This is a genomic window from Nitrosomonas sp. Is35 (assembly GCF_033063295.1).
Lineage (GTDB): Bacteria > Pseudomonadota > Gammaproteobacteria > Burkholderiales > Nitrosomonadaceae > Nitrosomonas.
This window is the reverse complement of record NZ_JAWJZH010000001.1, coordinates 2,060,787-2,080,463: the sequence shown is the minus strand read 5'-3', so window position 1 is coordinate 2,080,463 and position 19,677 is coordinate 2,060,787. Positions and strand designations below refer to the sequence as shown.

Genomic DNA, 19,677 nt, shown 5'->3' with positions numbered 1-19,677 from the left:
CCTGTTAACGCTATTTGATATAATTTGGTGATGGAAATCACCGAAACTCAATATCAACAGATCGAGCACTGCCTGCCGCGTCAGCGTGGCAACGTCAGCCATTCCAATCTGCAAGTTCTCAATGCCATTCTTTACGTTGCCGAGCATGGCTGCAAGTGGCGAGGACTTCCCAAGCGATTCGGCAACTGGCATACCATCTATACCCGCATGAATCGCTGGGCAAAGAGTGGTGTACTGAGCCATGTATTTGGGCAACTTCAGCATCAGCAAATCATCCGTATCCGTATTGAAACTGTTTCGCTGGACAGCACCAGCATCAAAGTCCATCCCGACGGTACGGGTGCGTTAAAAAAAACGGCCCCCAATCCATCGGAAAATCTCGAGGTGGATGGACCACCAAAATTCATCTGGTTGCCGCAGATTCCAGAACAACCATAAGCTTTGCCCTCTCGCCCGGTCACGCCCACGATGCGCCAGAGGGCAGGCAGCTTTTGCTTTCCCTCGGTCCCGTCAATACGCCCACCTACCTGCTGATGGATCGTGCTTATGAGGGCGACCAAACCCGGCAACTGGCACTAGATTTGGGTTACATCCCGGTTGTTCCGCCCAAAGCAAATCGCTTGTCACCCTGGGAATACAACCGTGCCATGTACAAAAAACGCAACGAGATCGAACGATTGTTCAGAAGGCTCAAGGGATTTCGCCGCATCTTCTCCAGGTTCGATAAGCTCGATGTCGTCTTCATCTCCTTTATCCACTTCGCTCTCATCGTCGAAGCAATCAGATTGTGTTAACAGGCCCTAAATCGATGAAAAATGTTGCTGCGCTATAGGGGTAGTCAATGACCATCGGCAGCAAAGTTGGCAGGAAGAAAAAAGCAAAATGATTGATTTTTCTTGTGTAATTGACTTTGAAATTTCGATGAATGACGAGTAATCCACAAATATAGTGGATTAAAAACAGCATTGCATAAAAGATGGTGTGATGCAGCCAATATTCGGCGGGGATATTCATTTTATATTGCGAAGACTTAACATGCGCTAAGCGAGATTTCTTTCGGTATGGCCGGAAATTAACACTGATTAGCCTGAGCGGGATTTCTGTTTATCGTTAAAGCATCTGCATGCCGGGATTGTATCCCGTCTGCAAGAATTGAACAAAACCGCTTGCTTGCGCAAACGATAAGATTGTTAAAACCGTCGAGCCAGCGTTAACCCGATCAAACTGAACACCCCGGCAATGGTCAAGTAAAGACCGACCAGTGACGTACCGCCAAAGTCACTGAGCGCCTGTGCGGCGATTGGAGCGACGGCCCCGCCCAGGATGCCGCCCGCATTGAATGCCAATGAAGCGCCTGTATAGCGCACCCGTGGCGGAAACAGCGATGGCAGCCACGCGCCGAGGGGACCGTAGACAAAGCCCATGACGAATAGCGCGAGCGACAGCGCTGTCCATACCAGCCATAACGATCCTGAACCTAGAAGCGGTCCAAATACTAATCCCATGCCGATGGTTGCCGCGCATCCCCAAGTCAATACCCGCGCCGCGCTGGTTGCATCAGACCATATACCCGAGACGATGATACCGAGCGCAAGGAACAGAATGGCAGAAAGCTGGGTAGTCAGGAAAACCTCACGGCTGTATCCCAAGGCAACCGTTCCGTGCGCGAGTGCAAAAGCGGTCGAAAGGTAAAAAATCGCAAAGCAAGCGACTACCGCGAAAGTCCCGGCGAAGGTGACCAGCGCATGGTTGCGGACCAGTTCACCGATGGGCACTGGAACCGGCGGGTCCTTTGCCAACGCTTGCGCGAATTCGGGCGTTTCGTTGATCTTTAAGCGCACCCACAGACCGAGGCCGACTAAGATTGCACTGGCCAGAAACGGTATACGCCATCCCCACGCAGCAAATTCTGCTTCGCTCAACGCCATGCCGATCAGCAGGAACAGTCCATTGGCGGCGATGAATCCGATCGGCGCGCCCAGTTGTGGAATCATGCCGAACCGCGCCCGCCACCCCTCAGGGGCATTTTCAACCGCCAGTAGCGCCGCGCCGCCCCATTCCCCGCCAAGACCAAGCCCTTGCCCGAAGCGCAGGATACACAGCAGAAGAGGCGCAACCCATCCAACCATCGCGTAGGTTGGCAGGAAAGCGATCAGCAAGGTTGACACCCCCATCAACATCAATGATGCAACCAGCGTGGATTTCCGCCCGATCCGATCACCAAAATGGCCGAATAAAATCGCCCCGAAAGGGCGCGCGATGAACGCGAGACCAAAACTCAGAAATGACAGCATCAACTGCGCGGATGCAGAGCTGGCTGGAAAAAATAATGGCCCGAACACCAACGCCGCCGCTGTCGCGTAAATGTAAAAATCGTAAAACTCCACCGCCGTTCCCACCAGACTTGCGACTAGTATTCGGCGATGCTGGCGATAGGGGCTGGTCATTATCGATTTCCTTAGAATTTTCCGGGCTATCACGTCAAAGAGCGATGGCCACTTTTTTACCGAGGGGGGACGATAATAAAGAACTGAACGTTTGTCAAACCAATGATTTTATGATCAGGAATTCATGAAATTACGTTTGATTTGAAGTAGTGGTGTTGATTCGTAGATATTTTCTTCTCATCGGAATCGGAATGTTGACAGAAAAAGGCTTCGCGCAATGATGAAGCACTGTAAAGCGCTTGGAATCAGATCAAAGGTGAATTGAAAAAAATAAAAGCTTGGGCAGATGATTTTTGTGTATTAAACAGAATAATCTGAAATGGGGAAATATGCGTAACGGCTTGAAAGTACTATCCGAGTGGACCGGCTACTATGTAATTCCGGATTGCGTAGATCTTCAATGCAATCAATTTACAGTCACAAGGATTGAATACTTTCTAAGTAACTATTGAGACTTCATGATTTTTTGGCTCACCAAAACGGATAAGTCTGGTAACTGGCAAATATCCATTATTTTCTTGTAACTAAAACAATTGTAGAGTTTCTAAAGTCATTGATTCTAAGTTCGTTAACGTGTATTCCGAAGCATTGTTGCAGCAGTTTGAAAAACTTCCAGTTCATTCCAACTTACTGCATGAAAAGGCATACGACCATCTTCTTGTAAAGCACAGCGTTCAAACTCGTGATTGCGGTGCGATGAAACAGATGTCGACCATTGAACTCCACCATAGATGATGCTATAACAAGTATGCTCTTTATATTTTGTTCGATAAGCCATTGTGACTGAATGTATAATTTCTTTGGTCTTGTGATGAATGACTGCTGCGCCAAATATTGGATACTGCCAAAATTTGCCAGGATCTCGATTCAAAATCATTTGACGTAAGCTATCTTGATGCGGCCCCAGAGAAACTTCAGCAAAGTTAGGCAGACTACTGACGCTAGCGCGATATAGCACGCTAAGATGGAATAACTTAAATGAATTGTAGTCAACTGTAATCCAATAGGGCTCAGAAATGCTCCAAGGATCTGGAAGTGGATTAGGATTAGCGTTTATCCACTGAGTCTGGAATGGTTTCTCGCAATATTCATTAAAATGTTGTTCACAGCATTCACAAAATAAATATTCACGGAGCCCTTGTTGAAGGGGTTTATAGCCTTTATTGCCTTGACCATTTATAGCGGCTAAATGCCCCTTATTGTTATACAACTTCTTATGCAAAAATTCAGGAACAATATGAGAATTTCTAAGATCAAGATCTTTAAGACATAATTGGCAAATAGACATTAAAAATCCAAAATGTTAATTTTTTGAAGAAATTACCAAGATAGCGAAAGCCGACATAGATTCTCCTTACTATTGCTTACGCCAGTAACTCTCGAATACTTGCAAGTGCTCTTTATAGTAATTTGGAAAATCAGTTTTCTCCGATTCTGTGTATGCTGGATAATTTGAACATGTTTGGCGATATACGGTTTCACCGTAATCTAAAAACATCTGATTCATAAATACTTTATTTTTCTCATAAGTATGAGCTGTATCAAGTATTTGTTTTGCATATGAAGCTTCATTCCCTTTAGAAGTTTTCTTTACGATTTCATGATTATATTGTTCTATTTTATATATGAAATCCTTATATCGAGAACGCCATAAACTATATGCGATGTCATTTTGTTTTTTATATTCAGGAAACTCTATATTGCATAATTCGTTAATTATTTTTACAGAGTCAATTGCACCATAAATAGTGTAAAAATCTAATAATGGCTTACCAGTGGCACTTCTGATATCAGCAAGGGCAAACGAAGGCAAGGTCATAAGTATAAGTAGGCAAATAAACTTGTTCCACGCTGGTTTCATCGGTATGGTAATTTCTCCATTTCATTATGTTTATCTTGCTGTGTTCTATGAACCCCGTTCAAGTAACACGGGGGGCTACAAATACATACCCTTGAAAAATAAAGAACAACTATAAAGGTTCTTAGATTTTTCGACAATCAATTAAATATCATTAAAGCTGCCTGTGCGAGCAACCGGACGTGAGGACGGGCGCGCAGGCAAGGCGGCGTTGCTGGTAGCCATGAGACTCGGCAAGCGCATAAATCCATAGGGGGATACCTGTGGAGTTATGCGCGCTTGCGGCTTTGATATAACATGACGCATCAATTCTCCAACACGGAACAAGAAAAATCCGGATAGCGCTCTATGCTCGCGTTTCCACGGTCAAGCAAGCGGAAAAGGATTTATCGATACCCGATCAGTTGCGGCAAATGCGCGATTGGTGCAAGGCCAATGGTTACTCTGTAATCATGGAATACGTCGAGCCGGGTGCATCCGCAACCGATGGCAAAAGGCCGGTGTTTCAGCAAATGATTGACTGAAGCTTCACTGAAACCCAGTCCCTACGATGTGGTGGTTTTGCATAGTCTGTCATGTTTCTTTCGTTATTCGTTGGAGTTTGGCTAATATTCTGCGCTTGCTCACGTTGTGGAAGAAACAAAAAGGCGCTCTTTTGAAAGAGTGCCCAGTTTTGTACCGAATTGGCTCACCTACTAGAGCTCGAACCTGGGACCTACGGATTGGCGTGTTTTAATTAACTGTTTTTATTAATAATATACTCTCCAACATTCGCCAATGTTTGTCAGATTTGTCACGTCTTATTTGTGCCGATTTCTAAGTTCGTTAAGCAGCTAAACTATTGCATAATTTGTAAGAATTACTAGCGTTGTTTACAGTATTTGGGAGAATACTGTAGATGAACATACACAAACGCACCCGATTAACTTTATTAGATCGTCAGGAAATCTGGCGGCTTTATCAAACCCGGCTGTGGAAGGTGGCGCATTTGGCGGAACGCTTTCATGTCAGCCGGCCAACGATTTATGATGTACTGAAACGCGCGAGACTGCAGGAATTTACGCCGCGTGACAGCACCAATCAGCGGTTCAAGACGTTGCAATACGGTCTTAAGCGCCTGGCTAAGGTCGAACAAGCCATCCAGGAACGGCTCAAGCGTGAAGCCAAACGCTATAACAAGTCTTACCCAGGTGAGCTTGTTCACTTTGATACCAAGCGGCTTTCCTTGTTGAAAGGGCAATCCGCCAATGAACCTCGCGAGTACCTGTTTGTGGCCATCGATGATTTTTCCAGGGAGCTGTATGCCGATATTTTTCCCGATAAAACTCAACACAGCGCAGCTCGCTTTCTCATAGACACTGTCATTGCCCAATGTCCGTATCAGATCGACTGCGCTTATTCCGATAACGGCAAGGAATTTAAAGGAACTGACGGCCATGCTTTCGGCAAAGCTTGCACACAACACGGTATCGGACAGAAGTTTACCCGCATCAATCGTCCGCAAACCAATGGCAAAGCCGAACGAGTCATCCGCACCCTGATGGATATGTGGCACAGCCAGATTTCCTTTAAAGACTGCGCCGATCGGCGCATTCTGCTTTCCCGTTTCATTAACTTCTACAATACCGTCAAACCTCATAAGAGTTTGAATAATGCTACCCCTTATGAAATACTTCACGCTTATTTCAATCAACCTCTCTGTAAACAACCCTGAGATTTCTTACACATAATTAAATACAGTTAAATTTTAGTGGAATTGAAAATGCAATCCATAGTATGCGATGCTAAATCCAGGTTGATTAACGAATTCTTTGAACATGATTTGAATCAATTGCAGAAAATTTATCCTTCCATTCAGGAAATGAATGTTTCTAAAAAAGCTTTTCTTTACCACCAAGGTGATCGTTGTTGCAATTTATTTTGGATAAAAAGCGGTATTGTTAAGCTTTCTCATTTAGCAGAGCAAGGGAGTGAAATTACTATTGATCTGCTTAAAAGAGGGGATGTCACTGGTTGCTTTCAAAATAATTCTGCCAGTCAGGAAATAGATGAGACTGCGCAGGCATTGGATAATGTTAATTTCTATCGAATAGCCTATAGCGATTTTAAAGCAATGATGTCTCATCAAACAGAGTTGGCTTGGTATGTCATTGAAGATATGTATGCTCGGAGACAGAGAGTTGAGCGCAAGTTAAGAACTATTTTGACTCAATCCGTTGAAGTACGCGTTGTAACTACATTATTAGAATTGGCTAGGATGTTTGGAATACGATGTACGCATGGGTATACCTTGGAAATCCATTTGACCCAGCAGGAAGTGGCGGATTTGGTGGGGGCAAGCCGCTCAGTGGTGAGTACGGTTTTGAATGATTTCAGAAATCGTGGAATGCTTGATTATACGCGCGATCAGATTTGTATTAATGACGCTGCTCTTGTCGATTCTTGCAGATTCCTGCGCCCCTAAGGAAGCGCTAATTAATTCAACGAACGTGATGAAGGGAGGCGCACGGGACGCAACAACCGAGACATATCAATCTGATAGGCGAGGGAGTGAGTGCCGCGCAACGAAGCAATTCGCTCGTGCAGTCAATTAATCAGCGCTTCCCTAACAACCTAGTAAGGAATTTGTAGATTTGTTGTGTAGATAACAGACATCGATGATAGCGCTGTATTAATTTATGGGTCATGGTGACTATTGGAGTGACCAAAAATTAATACAGGAGCATTTACATGAAAGTGATCTCGCCGCGTATACATGGTTATCTTGATTTTTTGACCGTCTTTATTTTTTTACTTGCCCCTACACTTTTAGGATTAGGTCAGCTATCAGCCATACTTGCCTATAGTCTTGCTGTAGTACATTTGCTTGTCACTCTGGCTTCTGATTTTCCTTTTGGGGTAGTAAAGCTAATTCCATTTACCGTTCATGGCTGGATCGAGCGGATGGTCGGCCCCTTGTTAATAGCCATACCTTTTCTCCTTAATTTTTCAACCGAAGAAGCCGCAAGAAATTTTTACATTGCGATGGGTATTACTATTATCTTAGTTGGCATACTTACTGATTATCAAGCTGAAGCAAGCGATGGGAAAATCAAATAAAAATTGGCAGCAGTAACAGCATTTGATAATTAAGCTAATTGAAAATTAATGTATGGCTATGAAATTATCTTGCTTGTTATTTTTAGTATTAATCATGCAGCTAATTGATTAATTTCAATAATTTATTTTTGTGGAAGAAATTGTCGATCAATATCTTATAAATTGGCTTGTCTTGCTGCGTTTTGACCTCTACCGAGATAGAGGTCAAATATAAGCTTTAATTTTTCCGGCAATCAATATTTTGTGTCTGTGAGGGCGAAATATTTTTTATTTTTCGCGCAAACAGAACCCAACCTCGATGTGATTCCAATTGTGACTGCCTGGGATGCTATTCACAATCGAGCGATCGACTACATCCAGTCGAACGACATACCCGCAGGGCTTCATCTGGATGGGGTTAAGCGTATCAAGAGACCAGCCTTGTCCGCCTGGAGCCGGAGCGGGTGACGTATTCGCTAAAAATGGGTTAGGGTGGGGCTGATTCGAAGGTGTGGTGGACGTGTTAGGTTCAGTTGAAAGGCTCCATGATCCGAAATAAAGATCGTTTGCAACAAAATTACCAGTAATAGTCGAGTCTTGACTGAAATCCTTGCAATCGCCGCCTGCCGCGATATGAATATCGATGCTCGGAGGGTTAGCTGGTGGCAAGGCTGGTGCAGTATTATCGAGTTGTACACGGTACCATGGGCTGCTGCCGATAATGTTTAGATCATTGGGCGCAGTGGCGATGTCGAGCTGCATCTCCCAGAGATCATCCCTATCTGCCAACGCCAAGGAAGAGGAGGACCACACGGCGATGGTTCTTGTCACGTAGTCAATTGGATTTAGATACTTGAAGAAACCGCCCACTGCAGTTTGTGTGTCGAATGTTGGCGGGTGATTCCAACGCTCCACCTGGAAGCCGTCATCCAAAACCTTGACGATGGAGTGATCACTGGATTTTCGTACTCTTACTCGATAGAAAAAGCCAGGGTAAAATTGTGCATCCATGTAGAGAGCACCGCCAAAGGGGCACTCACGATCATGAGCATCGGCTGGCACACCAGGGTAGTGTGCGAATGCGGCGCCGACGCCAGATAGAGTTAGACCGCTGACAGTCGTATTGATAAATTCCACAGGTATGCCGCCGATATTCCGAATTTCTGGCTGCTTTGGAGAACCAGGCTCGGATGGATTGATCTGAACGTGCGTGTCCATACGATTCCCGTAGTAGTTTAGGGCGTCTGGATCGGTCGTAGATGGAGGGATATTCCAGGAGAGAACTGCTCGAATCCTGGCAATCTTAGGTTTTTTACAACTTTGGCGAAATTTGGTCAGATCGACAGGAAGAATGGCCGAATAACACAATCCCATTTTAGGAACTGATGGGATATCATGCACATTGACTTGTACGGTTCCCATGTAGGTCCACTCACATGTGTTATCAAAATCAGCCCAGAAAGCTACATATTCCTGGCTGCCAGCATGGCATAGGTCGCCAGAGTAACCCAGTGGTTGTTTAATTCGGAAAGTAGCGACTAATCTTTCAGGTGCGCCCTCGTCGAGTCCAAGGCACTCGATCTCTTCATAGTTCACATCCGAGCTAGTCTTCAGCAGCGCTCCAATAGCACTGGCAAAATCCAAACCGGCTGATGTCCATTCCGTAGTCTTCGCGGCGGCAAGTTCCTGGCTAAACACTCCGGTAGAAACGATTGAGTGAATCTCTTTTACGCCGAACCGGTGTGCAGGAACGCTCAAAGCCATGTTGGAGGTTGTTTTCTGACTGTAAAGTTTAGCTAATTGGGTAACACCGAAAGGTGCAGGATCCGGTTGCGGAATTGGTTGATACTTAACTTGTTCGAAAAGCGGAGGAATCTTGATTTTCTGAGGGAGAGAGGCACTAATCAGATCGAAAAGGCAGAACAGGTTCCACGGCCTGGGTTTAATCTGAATCTGGCAATCAAGAGAATTACCCCATACCGGAGTCCAGCTGACATTGGCGGCACCGGCTGGCGGTTGCCATTGCCAGGAAAGTATTGCATGCACCTTGGGCAATAGAGGAGAGTTGCAGCAATTAGTTTTGGGTTCCAAGCGGAGATTAGCAACATAGATAAGCGGCTTCTCGGGTTGCTCTGAACAGTCTGTCCCAGTGGGAATATCGTGAACCGTAACAGCTGTAACACCAGCATCTTCCCAACCGGAGCCATAATCGACAAAGAATCGAACGAATTCAGTGCTACCTTTGCTGCACAGATCCCCTCCGTAACCGAAAGGACGCTTAATTGCGATAGTGGCTTCCAGAAAGTTGGTTTCCGGGTTAAAACCGACGCAAGTGAGTTGCTCATAGGATATATCGGATATTTTCTTGTTTTCTGCTTTGAAATTGCTCTGCGGTAAATTTCCAAAATAATTAAGATTATTTGCGAGCATTGCTTTGAAGTTTTTTCGCAAATTTAATTCATTTGCATCATTTGATTGAGATTTTTCCTGATTAGCCATGATTGTTCTCCATTAAATTGGGAAACTATGATAATGACAATGCAAGCACTTGATTATATAAGTAAAATACATAATTCTGCCAAATATGTACTGTAGTTCCGTTGAACGGGAATACAACTTTTATAAGCCATACTTAATTAGAGATTATTCTTCGTTAGAGAAAATTAGAATAAGCAAAAACCTTAATTTTCTCTAAGATAATACTTAAAAAAGAAAAAACAGAAATTTATTAGATCAGATATATAAGGCTAAGATTTGAAGTATTACTTGAAATAATTTGTGCAGAATGAAGTGATTTCTCTGAACTGAATAACATGAGAGAAAATAAAATTCATGCGAAATGATGTTATCAAGCTTAGACAGCTCGTTGATGTGGCTGTACTTGATAGATTTGTAATAAAGCTTGCCATTGATCGACTGTATGAGGTCGTTGAGAAAGGATTTTTACCGTTGGATGCTTCATTGCATGAGCGCTCTCACAAACTGAATGCGAGAAAGCAGGAGTTATTGATTCAGGTTGCGGAATACCGACGCCAGCAGCAATTCTCCGAAATCAAGCAGAATCAGCTTGAAGCTTTCACCAAAGCACTACGAACTAAGCTACCGGACAGAAAAAGCGGATTCGGTAAGAAATATTTCAAACTGCTGGTGAGTGAAATCCGTATCAAAGACAATTAAGCGGAGATAACCGGCAGTTATTCTGCGCTTGCTCACGCTGTGGAAGAAACAAGAAAGCACTCGCTTCAAAGAGTGCCCAGTTTTGTACCGAATTGGCTCCCCGACCAGGGCTCGAACCTGGGACCTGCGGATTAACAGTCCGTCGCTCTACCGACTGAGCTATCAGGGAATTGATGAGATGCGCATGTTAACGTTTTGAAGCCTTCCGGTCAACCATCAGATTGCGTCTTGTATTGGAAATTTGCTTTGTTTTAGGGGGTGTCCTAGATTTTGTGTAAACGGTGGTTAATAATGCCGAGGCATTCTTTCGTTAAATTGAATAGTAAACCTGTTTAGTGCCGGTTTCCAATCTCTTAGTGGCATAGACCATTTTTTGGCGATATTGCTGAGAGCCAAATAGAACAATTTGATCACAGCTTCATCGTTGGGAAACGATCCACGGTTTTTGCTGACTTTGCGTAGGCTCATATTGACTGACTCAATCGCATTGGTGGTGTAAATAATGCGCCGTATCTCAGGCGGGTAGTCGAAGAATGGAATGATGCGTTGCCAGTTATTGCGCCAAGATCGGGCGATCGGTGGATAAGCATAGTTCCATTTATCTTCAAAGTCGGCTAACGCGTGTTCAGCCTCATCAATCGTGGCGGCGCTGTAGACCAAACGTAAATCAGCAGCTACTTCCTTGCGTTTATTCCAGCCGACGTAGTTGAGACTATTACGAACCATGTGCACGATACAGAGTTGTACAATGGCATGTGGATAGATGGTTTCAATCGCTTCGGGAAAGCCCTTTAAGCCATCGACACAGGCGATAAAGATATCTTGCACGCCACGATTTTTGAGTTCAGTGACAACGCTGAGCCAGAACTTGGCACCCTCGGTCTGAGCAATCCATAAGCCCAGTATTTCTTTATGGCCCTCCATGTTAATGCCGATCGCCAGGTAAATCGCTTTGGTACGAACGCTACCAGCGTCACGAACTTTGGCATGGATACAATCGAGATAGATCACAGGATACACCGCATCGAGAGGCCGGGATTGCCACTGCTTCACTTCATCCATTACGCCATCAGTGACCGTAGAAATGAGCGTAGGCGATACTTCTGTGCCATACATTTCAGTGAGGTGCTGTTGGATTTCACGCACTGTCATGCCACGGGCATACAGCGAGAGGATCTTGTCATCAAAGCCCGCCCAGCGGGTCTGATGCTTGGAAATGATCAGAGGCTCGAAGCTGCCCTCACGGTCACGGGGGATCTCGATGGGTAACTCACCGAATTCACCTTTCAGGGTCTTACGGCTTTTACCATTTCTGGTATTGCCAGTGGCATTGACTACCGTTTCGTGCTTATCGTGACCAAGATGATCGGCCATTTCTGCTTGCAAGGCACGTTCAACCAACGCTTTGGTGAGTTGCTTGAGAAGACCATGCTCACCGATTAAATCTTCTGGCTTTTTGTAATCGGCCAGCAGGCTATCAATTAAGCCGGCTGGCAGGGGTTTGGGTGTGGTCATTTTTGCTCCAAAAATATATAAACAGTTTCCTGCAATATGACCATTTACACAAAATTATTTACACCTCCGCATTTTCCTGGCCGGAACGATCGAGTACTATGAATTCGGTGCCACTGCCCATTGGCAGCTTGACCGGTTTATTGAAAAAAAGTGCTTGATAATGCTGGTACTGTTTCCGGTATCGTGGCGCGATTGGCCTATCAATCGTTAGCCCCTCGAGTTCATTCTCGCTGAAACCGAACAATTGCAGCGCTGCTGGGTTCATTAACACGATACGCCCGTCACTTTCAATTAACACCATCGCATCCGCCATAGCATCGAATAATACCTTGAAACTTAAGTTTTTTATCGCTTCGGTCACATTACGCTCCGATTGTAGAGCTCAGCTTTTTAGTTGCTGAAGTTTGTGTTCAAAATTTATTTTTCTCTATTAGATTCCATTACATAAGAGTTTACCCTTACGTGCTTACGCGTATGTTGCTATTTCTTATACATAAGTACTATTCCTTCGAAAACAGGATTCTCTGTTCAAACCATCAAAATTAAATAGGGAGAGGAAAAAGGAATGATTAGGAAAAATGCTCGGTGTGCCCGTTGGATGGCTTTAGCCGTTACCGGGTTTCTTTTAGGCAGCAATTATTTATTCGCAGCGGAAGTGGAAAAAGGGGAGACGGAGAAGACAACGAAACCATCCGTTGTCGTTCAAAACAAGACCGTAGCCAATGGAGCCAATGGCGCACCTTTCAGCGCACTGGAATCACCTGGGCGTACGCGCTTTGACTTCGATAATCTGACCAAATTGATGGAGGATCACAAAACGCCGCTTGCCGCTATGGCGCCGGATTGGCTCAATGTGGCAATCGAACACCGTACCCGTTACGACGTATACGATCACGGTTTTACCAAGAGTATTCCGGGATTCAACGATCAGATTCATCAACGTACCCGGTTCTTGTTTGAAGTCAAGAACATCATCGATCCGCTGAAGTTCACCCTCGAACTGACCGACATCCGCGCTCCACTGGCCAACTTCGGGCAAGATCATAACCCGACTATGGCCGATCATTTTGACTTCACCCAAATGCATCTCGGTCTGCACGACAAAAACTTTCTCGGCACAGGCTATGCGGCGAAATTCGAAGTCGGCCGTTTCATGATGGACTTGGGTGAAGCCCGCCTGGTAGGGGGGCACCGTTGGGGTACCTTATCACCCGCGTTTGATGGTTTGCACTTCATGATGGGCAATACCGATCAAAAATGGAGTTTGCGCGTGTTTGGCGCCCGTCCGGTGCAACGTGATCCGACATCGTTGAATTGGAACACTCCCGAAACTTACTTCTCCGGCGCTTACGTTACCAATCGCGATCTGCGTTGGGCTAACTTCGACGGTTATTTCTTGCAGTTGAACGAAAGCGATAATCTCAGACAGCGTAACTTATCGACCACCGGTTTCAGGCTGTTCGCCAAGCCGACGAAAGGCAGCATGGATTATGAAATTGAATCCATGTACCAATTCGGCGATACCCGGAACAAGAGCCTATTCGCCCATCGCCATCACGGCGAAGTCGGGTATAGCTTCAATACCTCGATGCCGTTGCGGGCGCTGTACTTATTCGACTTTGCATCGGGAGACCGCGATCCGGACAAGAACTTTGACATTTTGTATGCAAAACGCCGGGTTGAATATGGTCCGACCGGTATGTTCGGGCCGTTCTTCCCGTCCAATCTGATGTCGCCCGTCGGCTTTCGCGCCACGCTCGTTCCCACCCCCACGGTGCGCCTGATGATGTCGCACCGTGCGTACTGGCTGGCGGATAAGCGCGGCGCGTTTGTCGGCAGTGGCCTGCAAGATGCGACCGGCGGGGCCGGGGGCTTTCTCGGTCATATGCTCGATGTCAGTTTAGGCTGGGATCCGCAGTGGAGTTACATGAAACGAATGAGCTTCGACTTTGGTTATAGTCATTTATTCAAGGGCGATTACTTTGATAAGGTTCCATTCAGCCCGGGCATGAAGGACACCAATTATGGCTACACCATGGTGACCTTCAAGTTTTAGTGTCGTCAATATTTGAGAAGCAGGCGGCTCCTTAAATAACTTTAAGGAGCCGCCGGTGCATTACTTAGGGAAACGCTGATTAAATCAACGAACGTGATGAAGGGCGAGGCGCGCGGAACGCAACAACCGAGACATATCAATCTGATAGACGAGGGAGTGAGTGCCGCGCAACGAAGCAATTCGCTCGTGCAGTCAATTAATTAGCGCTTCCTTAGTGTAATGCTTGTTAGAAATTGCGTCATGGAAGGTGTGTGATCATTGCGGCGCCGTTTGTCGGGTAAAGCGGCATCATTCGCTCAACTCGCTTTCGCGTGCAATGCGCGCGAGATCCAGCAGATTATTGGCGCCAGTCTTTTGCATGATTTTGGATTTGTGGATTTCCACCGTGCGATAGCTGATGCCCAGATAAGAGCCGATTTCCTTATTGGAATGTCCTTGCACCGCGAGGAGCATGACTTCCCGCTCACGCCGGGTGAGCTTTGTCAGGCATGTGGTTATTTCCCGGTTTTGCGTGGCGTCACTCAATCGTTTTTTGGCTTCGGTAAACGCAGCACGTACGCAGATCAAGAGTTTTTCCCGGATCACCGGTTTGGTCAGGAAATCGATCGCACCGCCCTTGATCGCCCTGACACTCATGGGAATGTCGCCATGCCCAGTCAGAAAAATGACCGGTAGCAAAATCTTACGCCAAGCCAGTTCTTCCTGGAGTTGCAAACCGTCCATTCCGGGCATTTTTACGTCAATGATGACACAGCCGAAAAAATCCGGACGGTAAGCATTCAGAAAGGTTTTGGCGTTCTCGAAGGATTGCACCCGCATACCAGCCTGTTCGATCATCAATGTGAGGGAATCGCGCACGGCTGCATCGTCATCTACGATAAAAACGGTGAGTTCCTGCATGATCATGGTCCAAAGGGGAGGGTGAAATGGAATTTTGCGCCTGTTTTTGCATCGGAATCAACCCAGAGTTGACCGCCGTTGTCTTCGATCAACGCACGGCTGATCGAAAGTCCCATGCCGATGCCGGATGGCTTGGTGGTAAAAAAAGGCTCAAATATGCGCTTTGCTACCACTTGATCAAATCCCGGGCCGTTATCCTGCACGATCACAACCGCGACATCCTGATCATTGACAGTCTGCACCGTGGTGGTGATCGTCAGAACCGGGAAATCGATGTTGCGCATCGCTTCGATAGCATTTCTGAAGAGATTGACCAGCACTTTTTGTATTTGCGTGCGGTTACACTGGACTGCCGGGAGATTCTGCTGCAAATGCAGTATCGGGTGAAATCTTCCGTAGCCGTCATTGTATACAATGCTCAGCGCGCCATGAATGACATCGGTCAAGTTCGACCGTTCGGTCACCAATTCGCCTTTTTGCAGAAAAGCCAGCAGTTCGTGCAAGCTGCGTCCGGCCCGCTGGGCTTGTTCCACGCAACCTTGCAACGCACGCTTTAAATTGTCCGCGCTGAAACTGTCGTTTTGCAGTGCGTGCAGCACCACTTCGCTATAAGCGGAGATTGCCGCCAGCGGTTGATTGAGTTCATGCGCGATTGCCGAAGCCGTGCGTGCCGCTACTTGCTGCTTGAGAATATTTTCGGTTTCGTTGCGGTGCACTTGCAGTTTTTTCTGAATGTTTTTCTGTTCTGTGACGTCGCGTGTAACGCCTATCAGGCGGTGCGGGCACCCGGCCTCAAAATATACCCGGCCCCTGGCGGATATCCAGCGTTCAACGCCGTTAATGGGATTGATAATGCGGTATTGCGCTTTGAATTCGCCATTGCTGTTGGGATCCATCGCTTTATCGATAGCCGCTTGCCGCGCCTCACGATCTTCCGGATGTATTGCGGCGACGAATTCTTCGTAACTGACAGTTTTCTCGGAATGCTTGCCCCACAGCTTGCGCATCTGCCTGTCCCAATAAATGATATTGCGCTTGAAGTCGTAGTCAAAAATACCTAAGCCGGCTGCTTGCTTGGCCAAACGCAGGCGTTCCTCGCTGGAACGCAGCGCATCTTCGGTATCGAGACGCCGGTTAGCGATCGTGAATAGGATAAGAATGAAAAGTTGTTGTCCCGTTTTGATGGGGCTGAGACTGATATCCAGCAATATTTCTTTGCCATCGCGATTTAATGCGATCAATTCATTGCCAACGCTCATGGAGCGCTTTACCGGCCGGTTCAAGAACAGCCGTTGATAGTAGCGGTACTGTTTGCGATAGCGGGGTGCGATCAGCATTTCGATGGCCAGCCCTTTCATTTCATCCGCGCTGTAACCCAGCAATTCTTGTGCTGTCGGATTGGCCAAGACGATATGTCCCGTGTTTTCAGTCAACAGCATCGCATCCGCCGCTGCATCGAACACTGTCCGGAAATTCAAGTTTTTCACTGCGCTATTCACATTGTTTTCCTGCTGTTGAATTCGAGTGTGTACCGCGGTGAAGCTTACGATAAAAACCTGTAATTTTCTATCAATTTATTGATATGTAAGGGTTTGCCCTTACGTGTCAGCACGAATATTGCCCCCTGTTTTTCTCTTGTAGGATTTGCCGGGTAGGGAATATGACGCGAGTTTGCCCACCATTCCATTCCGTTTGCATCGTCTAAGTTTGCTGGTGGGCTTTTTTCAATCGTGCGGATTATTGGAGGCATTAACCGCGTTCGGCGGCGTGTTGTTTTCACTACATGATATTAACCCCTTTAACTGTTTGGAGAAACGAAATGAGTAGAAAAATAATAGCTTACGGACTTGTTCTGGCTACGCTATCCCTATTGCCGGGCAAAATATTCGCTGCCGGGCAAGCGCTGGCGGGTTGTAAAGAGAGCCCGGTCAAAGCTAACACAAGTCCCGATACGATACTCCCGGATGTAACACGTAGAGTCTCCCTCGTTTAATAACTATTCGTATAAGAGGAGTGTAACCATGTCTCTGTCCAGTCTTCTCGTACCGGCGATACTTTTTTTCGCGCTGGGTATGTTTGCTTGCCTCATCAAATCGGATCTGAAATTTCCGCCCGATATGCACAAGATGATCGTTATCTATTTGCTGATCGGTATCGGACTTCATGGCGGCAAGGCGCTTGCAGGATCTGATATGGGATCCGCGCTTCCCGCCGTATGGGCGGCACTTGCGTTTGGTTGCGGGTTGCCCATTGTGGCTTATATTATTTTGCGGGCGCTGGGAAAAATCGATCCGCTCAATGCCGCGGCCATTTCCGCGCACTATGGTTCGGTGAGCGCAGGAACCTATATGACGGCGGTTGCGTTCCTGGGGGGTATCGGCGTGACGTATGAAGCCTATCCCGTGATCATGCTGGCGATCATGGAATCACCCGCGATCATGATTGGTTTGGTGCTGGCCGGCTATTCCCGGAAAATTTTGGGCGGAGCCACCAAAGCCGACAAAGGAATGTATAAACATCTGATCATCGAAGCCTTTACCAACGGCAGTATTCTGTTGTTGTTCGGTTCGATGGCGATCGGCTGGGTGGTTTCCGATCCGAGCTACAAGAAAATTGAGCCGTTCTTTGAACTCATCTTCATGGGTGCGCTGTGTATATTCCTGTGCGATATGGGGATGGAAGCCGGGAAAAGGTTATCGGAATTTAAGACCGTCGGTGTTTTCCTAGTGGGTTTTGGCATTGCTATGCCTTTAATCGGCGCGGTATGCGGATTGTTCGTCGGTCACTTCCTCTTGGGGTACTCAATCGGTGGTATCACGTTGGTAACCGTACTCGCAGCCAGCTGCTCCTATATCGCGGTGCCCCCGGCCATGCGGCTTGCGATTCCAGAGGCGAATCCATCGTTTTATCTGACGCTGTCGCTCGGGGTGACTTTCCCATTCAACGTGGTGGTGGGTATTCCTATGTACTATGCGGCTGCCCAGTACTTGCACGAGACTTATTATCCGTGGTGATGGATATTTCCGCTGCTGGTTTGGTTACGCATGATTGAAAGCATATTGGGTATGGGGCAGCGATGCGATGATGAATCGCTGCCTGCCACGATATGGAATGTTTCAATCAAAAAAGCACCGGCTGGAATGTATCAGTGATTGAAATGACTCAGGATAGCCTCGGGAATTGATCCGGAATGTGCAGAGCCTGAGTACGACATAAACAATTTTGGGAGAGAAATGATGGTGTTAAGACCAGATATTTTAGTGACTATGAAGCGCATCGAGATCGTCATTGATGAAAAGTCGCTGGATGATATGCTGAAGCTGCTTCGGGATGCCGATGTGCGTGGCTACACAGTCATCAAGAAGGCGGGAGGGTTGGGTTCAACCGGTGAGCGCAACCCGGATGATTATGTGTTGGAAGAGCATAATGCGGTGATGGTTCTTGCCTGTGAAGAGGACCAAGCAGAGAAAGTCATTATGACGCTTCAACCGAAACTAAAGGATTTCGGCGGTATGTGCCTGATTTCCGATTGCCAATGGGTGATAGGGCCGGCCATTTCATTTTAACCGGATTACTATTACCTCTTGGACGGTTAGTCCTTGCGCATCAAACAGAATCCCGGCTGTGATCAGCCGGGATTATTCATTCAAACCTTTTCCTGGAATTGTAAAAAACTGTGCGATCAATCGTGAAAGCGCAGTTCCGGCCGATTGCTGCACTACTTCCGCCGGATGAGGCATTTCAAGCGGGCTGCCGCTCTTGTCAACACTATCTTTGCTTATACCCGTGCCGGATACCGGTCTCCGTTTTATCGCTATTATGCCCGAGCACCAAACCCTATGGCTTATAAGGGCTTACGCTTAAGTGCTCGCACAGATTTTTCAACCCGTTGTTCCCACGTAATATTCAAAACAGCTGAATAGATTGGATCGCCGTTTTGCTCGAGAAAATTACTGGAGGAGGTATAAAACCATGGCTTGGAAAAATATTATGGTCACGTGTTGGATGGTTTTTTTCATTATTGGGTGTTTTTTATGGAGCCCGCACTTATTCGCAGCGGAAGTGGAAAAAGGGGAGACGGAGATTCAAAGGCGATTACTTTGATAAGGTTCCATTCAGCCCGGGCATGAAGGACACCAATTATGGCTACACCATGGTGACCTTTAAGTCTTAATGTTGCTTGACGCGGTTTTCCTGTTTTTGTATGGCCCGGTTGCGGATGAGCCGAAATAAGACGTGATGTTTTGTTATTACAACGAAGAAGATAAACGGTATGATCTAAAGAGGAAGGGTGGTGAAGCAGTTTATCGGCGATCACCCGGTATTAGATTCTTACAGGTCTTGGAAACGGAATGGATTACAAAATTTTACTGACGGTTTTCGCCACGGTGTTTATCGCGGAACTGGGTGACAAAACGCAATTGGCTACGATGCTGTTTGCCGCCGACAAGGAAGTCAGCAAGCTGACGGTATTTGTCGGCGCATCGCTGGCGCTCATTGCGACTTCGGCGCTTGGTGTACTGGCTGGCAGCGTGATTTCCGATTATATCAGCGAAAAACATTTGCACTATATCGCAGGGGCGGGGTTTATTCTGATTGGTGCGTGGACGCTGATTAAGGCGTAGGCGGGAGCGGTCACATCCCAG

Annotated in this window: 20 protein-coding genes and 1 tRNA gene; 11 read left to right on the top strand and 10 right to left on the bottom strand. The window is 46.7% G+C overall.

The window, feature by feature from the left end; all coding sequences use genetic code 11:
• Positions 1–30: 30 nt before the first annotated feature.
• Positions 31–794, top strand: a protein-coding gene (locus R2083_RS09790; protein WP_317530936.1) for an IS5 family transposase whose coding sequence is annotated in 2 segments (ribosomal slippage) — positions 31–346 and positions 346–794 — 765 coding nt in all. Because the reading frame shifts where the segments join, the coding sequence is not laid out codon by codon here.
• Between the two features lie 396 nt (positions 795–1,190).
• On the opposite strand, the gene R2083_RS09785 is transcribed toward R2083_RS09790, so the two are convergent.
• From R2083_RS09785 to R2083_RS09770, 4 genes are all read right to left on the bottom strand, one after another.
• Positions 1,191–2,447 (bottom strand): MFS transporter, encoded by a 1,257-nt coding sequence (locus R2083_RS09785; protein WP_317538348.1) that lies wholly within the window; start codon positions 2,445–2,447, stop codon positions 1,191–1,193.
• A gap of 568 nt (positions 2,448–3,015) precedes the next feature.
• Positions 3,016–3,735, bottom strand: coding sequence for a hypothetical protein (locus R2083_RS09780; RefSeq protein ID WP_317538347.1), 720 nt, complete (start codon positions 3,733–3,735; stop codon positions 3,016–3,018).
• A gap of 69 nt (positions 3,736–3,804) precedes the next feature.
• Entirely contained in the window at positions 3,805–4,308 is a 504-nt protein-coding gene (locus R2083_RS09775; RefSeq protein ID WP_317538346.1) for a hypothetical protein, read from the bottom strand.
• A 141-nt stretch (positions 4,309–4,449) separates the two neighbouring features.
• Entirely contained in the window at positions 4,450–4,611 is a 162-nt protein-coding gene (locus tag R2083_RS09770) for a hypothetical protein (protein WP_317538345.1), read from the bottom strand.
• Between the two features lie 2 nt (positions 4,612–4,613).
• Between R2083_RS09770 and R2083_RS15415 the strand changes: the two genes are divergently transcribed.
• The 4 genes from R2083_RS15415 to R2083_RS09755 all read left to right on the top strand — a co-directional run bounded on the left by R2083_RS15415 (position 4,614) and on the right by R2083_RS09755 (position 7,404).
• Positions 4,614–4,829, top strand: a complete 216-nt coding sequence (locus R2083_RS15415) for a recombinase family protein (protein ID WP_411172543.1) — start codon at positions 4,614–4,616, stop codon at positions 4,827–4,829.
• Positions 4,830–5,203: 374 nt separating this feature from the next.
• Positions 5,204–6,019, top strand: coding sequence for an integrase core domain-containing protein (locus tag R2083_RS09765; RefSeq protein ID WP_317537428.1), 816 nt, complete (start codon positions 5,204–5,206; stop codon positions 6,017–6,019).
• A gap of 48 nt (positions 6,020–6,067) precedes the next feature.
• Entirely contained in the window at positions 6,068–6,769 is a 702-nt protein-coding gene (locus R2083_RS09760; RefSeq protein WP_317538344.1) for a Crp/Fnr family transcriptional regulator, read from the top strand.
• Between the two features lie 266 nt (positions 6,770–7,035).
• On the top strand, positions 7,036–7,404 hold the full coding sequence (locus tag R2083_RS09755; RefSeq protein ID WP_317538343.1) for a hypothetical protein: 369 nt from the start codon (positions 7,036–7,038) through the stop codon (positions 7,402–7,404).
• Positions 7,405–7,671: 267 nt separating this feature from the next.
• Here R2083_RS09755 and R2083_RS09750 read toward each other — a convergent pair whose 3' ends face one another.
• Entirely contained in the window at positions 7,672–9,882 is a 2,211-nt protein-coding gene (locus R2083_RS09750) for a hypothetical protein (protein ID WP_317538342.1), read from the bottom strand.
• 333 nt (positions 9,883–10,215) lie between these two features.
• Between R2083_RS09750 and R2083_RS09745 the strand changes: the two genes are divergently transcribed.
• Positions 10,216–10,560, top strand: coding sequence for a hypothetical protein (locus R2083_RS09745; protein WP_317538341.1), 345 nt, complete (start codon positions 10,216–10,218; stop codon positions 10,558–10,560).
• A gap of 93 nt (positions 10,561–10,653) precedes the next feature.
• Here R2083_RS09745 and R2083_RS09740 read toward each other — a convergent pair.
• The 3 genes from R2083_RS09740 to R2083_RS09730 all read right to left on the bottom strand — a co-directional run bounded on the left by R2083_RS09740 (position 10,654) and on the right by R2083_RS09730 (position 12,436).
• Positions 10,654–10,729 (bottom strand) — tRNA-Asn (locus R2083_RS09740).
• 116 nt (positions 10,730–10,845) lie between these two features.
• Complete coding sequence (locus R2083_RS09735) at positions 10,846–12,075, bottom strand: IS256 family transposase (protein WP_317537414.1); 1,230 nt, start codon at positions 12,073–12,075, stop codon at positions 10,846–10,848.
• Positions 12,076–12,133: 58 nt separating this feature from the next.
• Positions 12,134–12,436 (bottom strand): PAS domain S-box protein, encoded by a 303-nt coding sequence (locus R2083_RS09730; RefSeq protein ID WP_317538340.1) that lies wholly within the window; start codon positions 12,434–12,436, stop codon positions 12,134–12,136.
• Between the two features lie 237 nt (positions 12,437–12,673).
• Between R2083_RS09730 and R2083_RS09725 the strand changes: the two genes are divergently transcribed.
• Positions 12,674–14,131, top strand: a complete 1,458-nt coding sequence (locus R2083_RS09725; RefSeq protein WP_317538339.1) for an alginate export family protein — start codon at positions 12,674–12,676, stop codon at positions 14,129–14,131.
• A gap of 288 nt (positions 14,132–14,419) precedes the next feature.
• Here R2083_RS09725 and R2083_RS09720 read toward each other — a convergent pair whose 3' ends face one another.
• Both R2083_RS09720 and R2083_RS09715 read right to left on the bottom strand, forming a co-directional pair.
• Positions 14,420–15,031 carry a response regulator transcription factor gene (locus R2083_RS09720; RefSeq protein WP_317530346.1) on the bottom strand — a complete coding sequence of 204 codons (612 nt, stop codon included), beginning with the start codon at positions 15,029–15,031 and terminating at the stop codon, positions 14,420–14,422.
• Between the two features lie 2 nt (positions 15,032–15,033).
• Positions 15,034–16,530 carry a PAS domain S-box protein gene (locus tag R2083_RS09715; protein ID WP_317538338.1) on the bottom strand — a complete coding sequence of 499 codons (1,497 nt, stop codon included), beginning with the start codon at positions 16,528–16,530 and terminating at the stop codon, positions 15,034–15,036.
• Positions 16,531–16,850: 320 nt separating this feature from the next.
• Between R2083_RS09715 and R2083_RS09710 the strand changes: the two genes are divergently transcribed.
• From R2083_RS09710 to R2083_RS09695, 4 genes are all read left to right on the top strand, one after another.
• A complete protein-coding gene (locus R2083_RS09710) occupies positions 16,851–17,024 on the top strand; it encodes a hypothetical protein (protein ID WP_317530348.1) in 174 nt (57 codons plus the stop codon).
• A 28-nt stretch (positions 17,025–17,052) separates the two neighbouring features.
• Entirely contained in the window at positions 17,053–18,045 is a 993-nt protein-coding gene (locus tag R2083_RS09705) for a sodium-dependent bicarbonate transport family permease (RefSeq protein WP_108699179.1), read from the top strand.
• Positions 18,046–18,264: 219 nt separating this feature from the next.
• A complete protein-coding gene (locus tag R2083_RS09700; RefSeq protein ID WP_317530349.1) occupies positions 18,265–18,597 on the top strand; it encodes a P-II family nitrogen regulator in 333 nt (110 codons plus the stop codon).
• Positions 18,598–19,383: 786 nt separating this feature from the next.
• Entirely contained in the window at positions 19,384–19,656 is a 273-nt protein-coding gene (locus R2083_RS09695) for a TMEM165/GDT1 family protein (RefSeq protein WP_317530350.1), read from the top strand.
• Positions 19,657–19,677 lie beyond the last annotated feature (21 nt).

Bases quoted from the DNA above. Each gene is read 5' to 3' on its own strand.
- R2083_RS09785 (WP_317538348.1), bottom strand. From the start codon at position 2,447: ATGACCAGCCCCTATCGCCAGCATCGCCGAATACTAGTCGCAAGTCTG.
- R2083_RS09780 (WP_317538347.1), bottom strand. From the start codon at position 3,735: ATGTCTATTTGCCAATTATGTCTTAAAGATCTTGATCTTAGAAATTCT.
- R2083_RS09775 (WP_317538346.1), bottom strand. From the start codon at position 4,308: ATGAAACCAGCGTGGAACAAGTTTATTTGCCTACTTATACTTATGACC.
- R2083_RS09770 (WP_317538345.1), bottom strand. From the start codon at position 4,611: ATGCGTCATGTTATATCAAAGCCGCAAGCGCGCATAACTCCACAGGTA.
- R2083_RS09765 (WP_317537428.1), top strand. From the start codon at position 5,204: ATGAACATACACAAACGCACCCGATTAACTTTATTAGATCGTCAGGAA.
- R2083_RS09760 (WP_317538344.1), top strand. From the start codon at position 6,068: ATGCAATCCATAGTATGCGATGCTAAATCCAGGTTGATTAACGAATTC.
- R2083_RS09755 (WP_317538343.1), top strand. From the start codon at position 7,036: ATGAAAGTGATCTCGCCGCGTATACATGGTTATCTTGATTTTTTGACC.
- R2083_RS09750 (WP_317538342.1), bottom strand. From the start codon at position 9,882: ATGGCTAATCAGGAAAAATCTCAATCAAATGATGCAAATGAATTAAAT.
- R2083_RS09745 (WP_317538341.1), top strand. From the start codon at position 10,216: ATGCGAAATGATGTTATCAAGCTTAGACAGCTCGTTGATGTGGCTGTA.
- R2083_RS09735 (WP_317537414.1), bottom strand. From the start codon at position 12,075: ATGACCACACCCAAACCCCTGCCAGCCGGCTTAATTGATAGCCTGCTG.
- R2083_RS09725 (WP_317538339.1), top strand. From the start codon at position 12,674: ATGGCTTTAGCCGTTACCGGGTTTCTTTTAGGCAGCAATTATTTATTC.
- R2083_RS09720 (WP_317530346.1), bottom strand. From the start codon at position 15,031: ATGCAGGAACTCACCGTTTTTATCGTAGATGACGATGCAGCCGTGCGC.
- R2083_RS09710 (WP_317530348.1), top strand. From the start codon at position 16,851: ATGAGTAGAAAAATAATAGCTTACGGACTTGTTCTGGCTACGCTATCC.
- R2083_RS09705 (WP_108699179.1), top strand. From the start codon at position 17,053: ATGTCTCTGTCCAGTCTTCTCGTACCGGCGATACTTTTTTTCGCGCTG.
- R2083_RS09700 (WP_317530349.1), top strand. From the start codon at position 18,265: ATGATGGTGTTAAGACCAGATATTTTAGTGACTATGAAGCGCATCGAG.
- R2083_RS09695 (WP_317530350.1), top strand. From the start codon at position 19,384: ATGGATTACAAAATTTTACTGACGGTTTTCGCCACGGTGTTTATCGCG.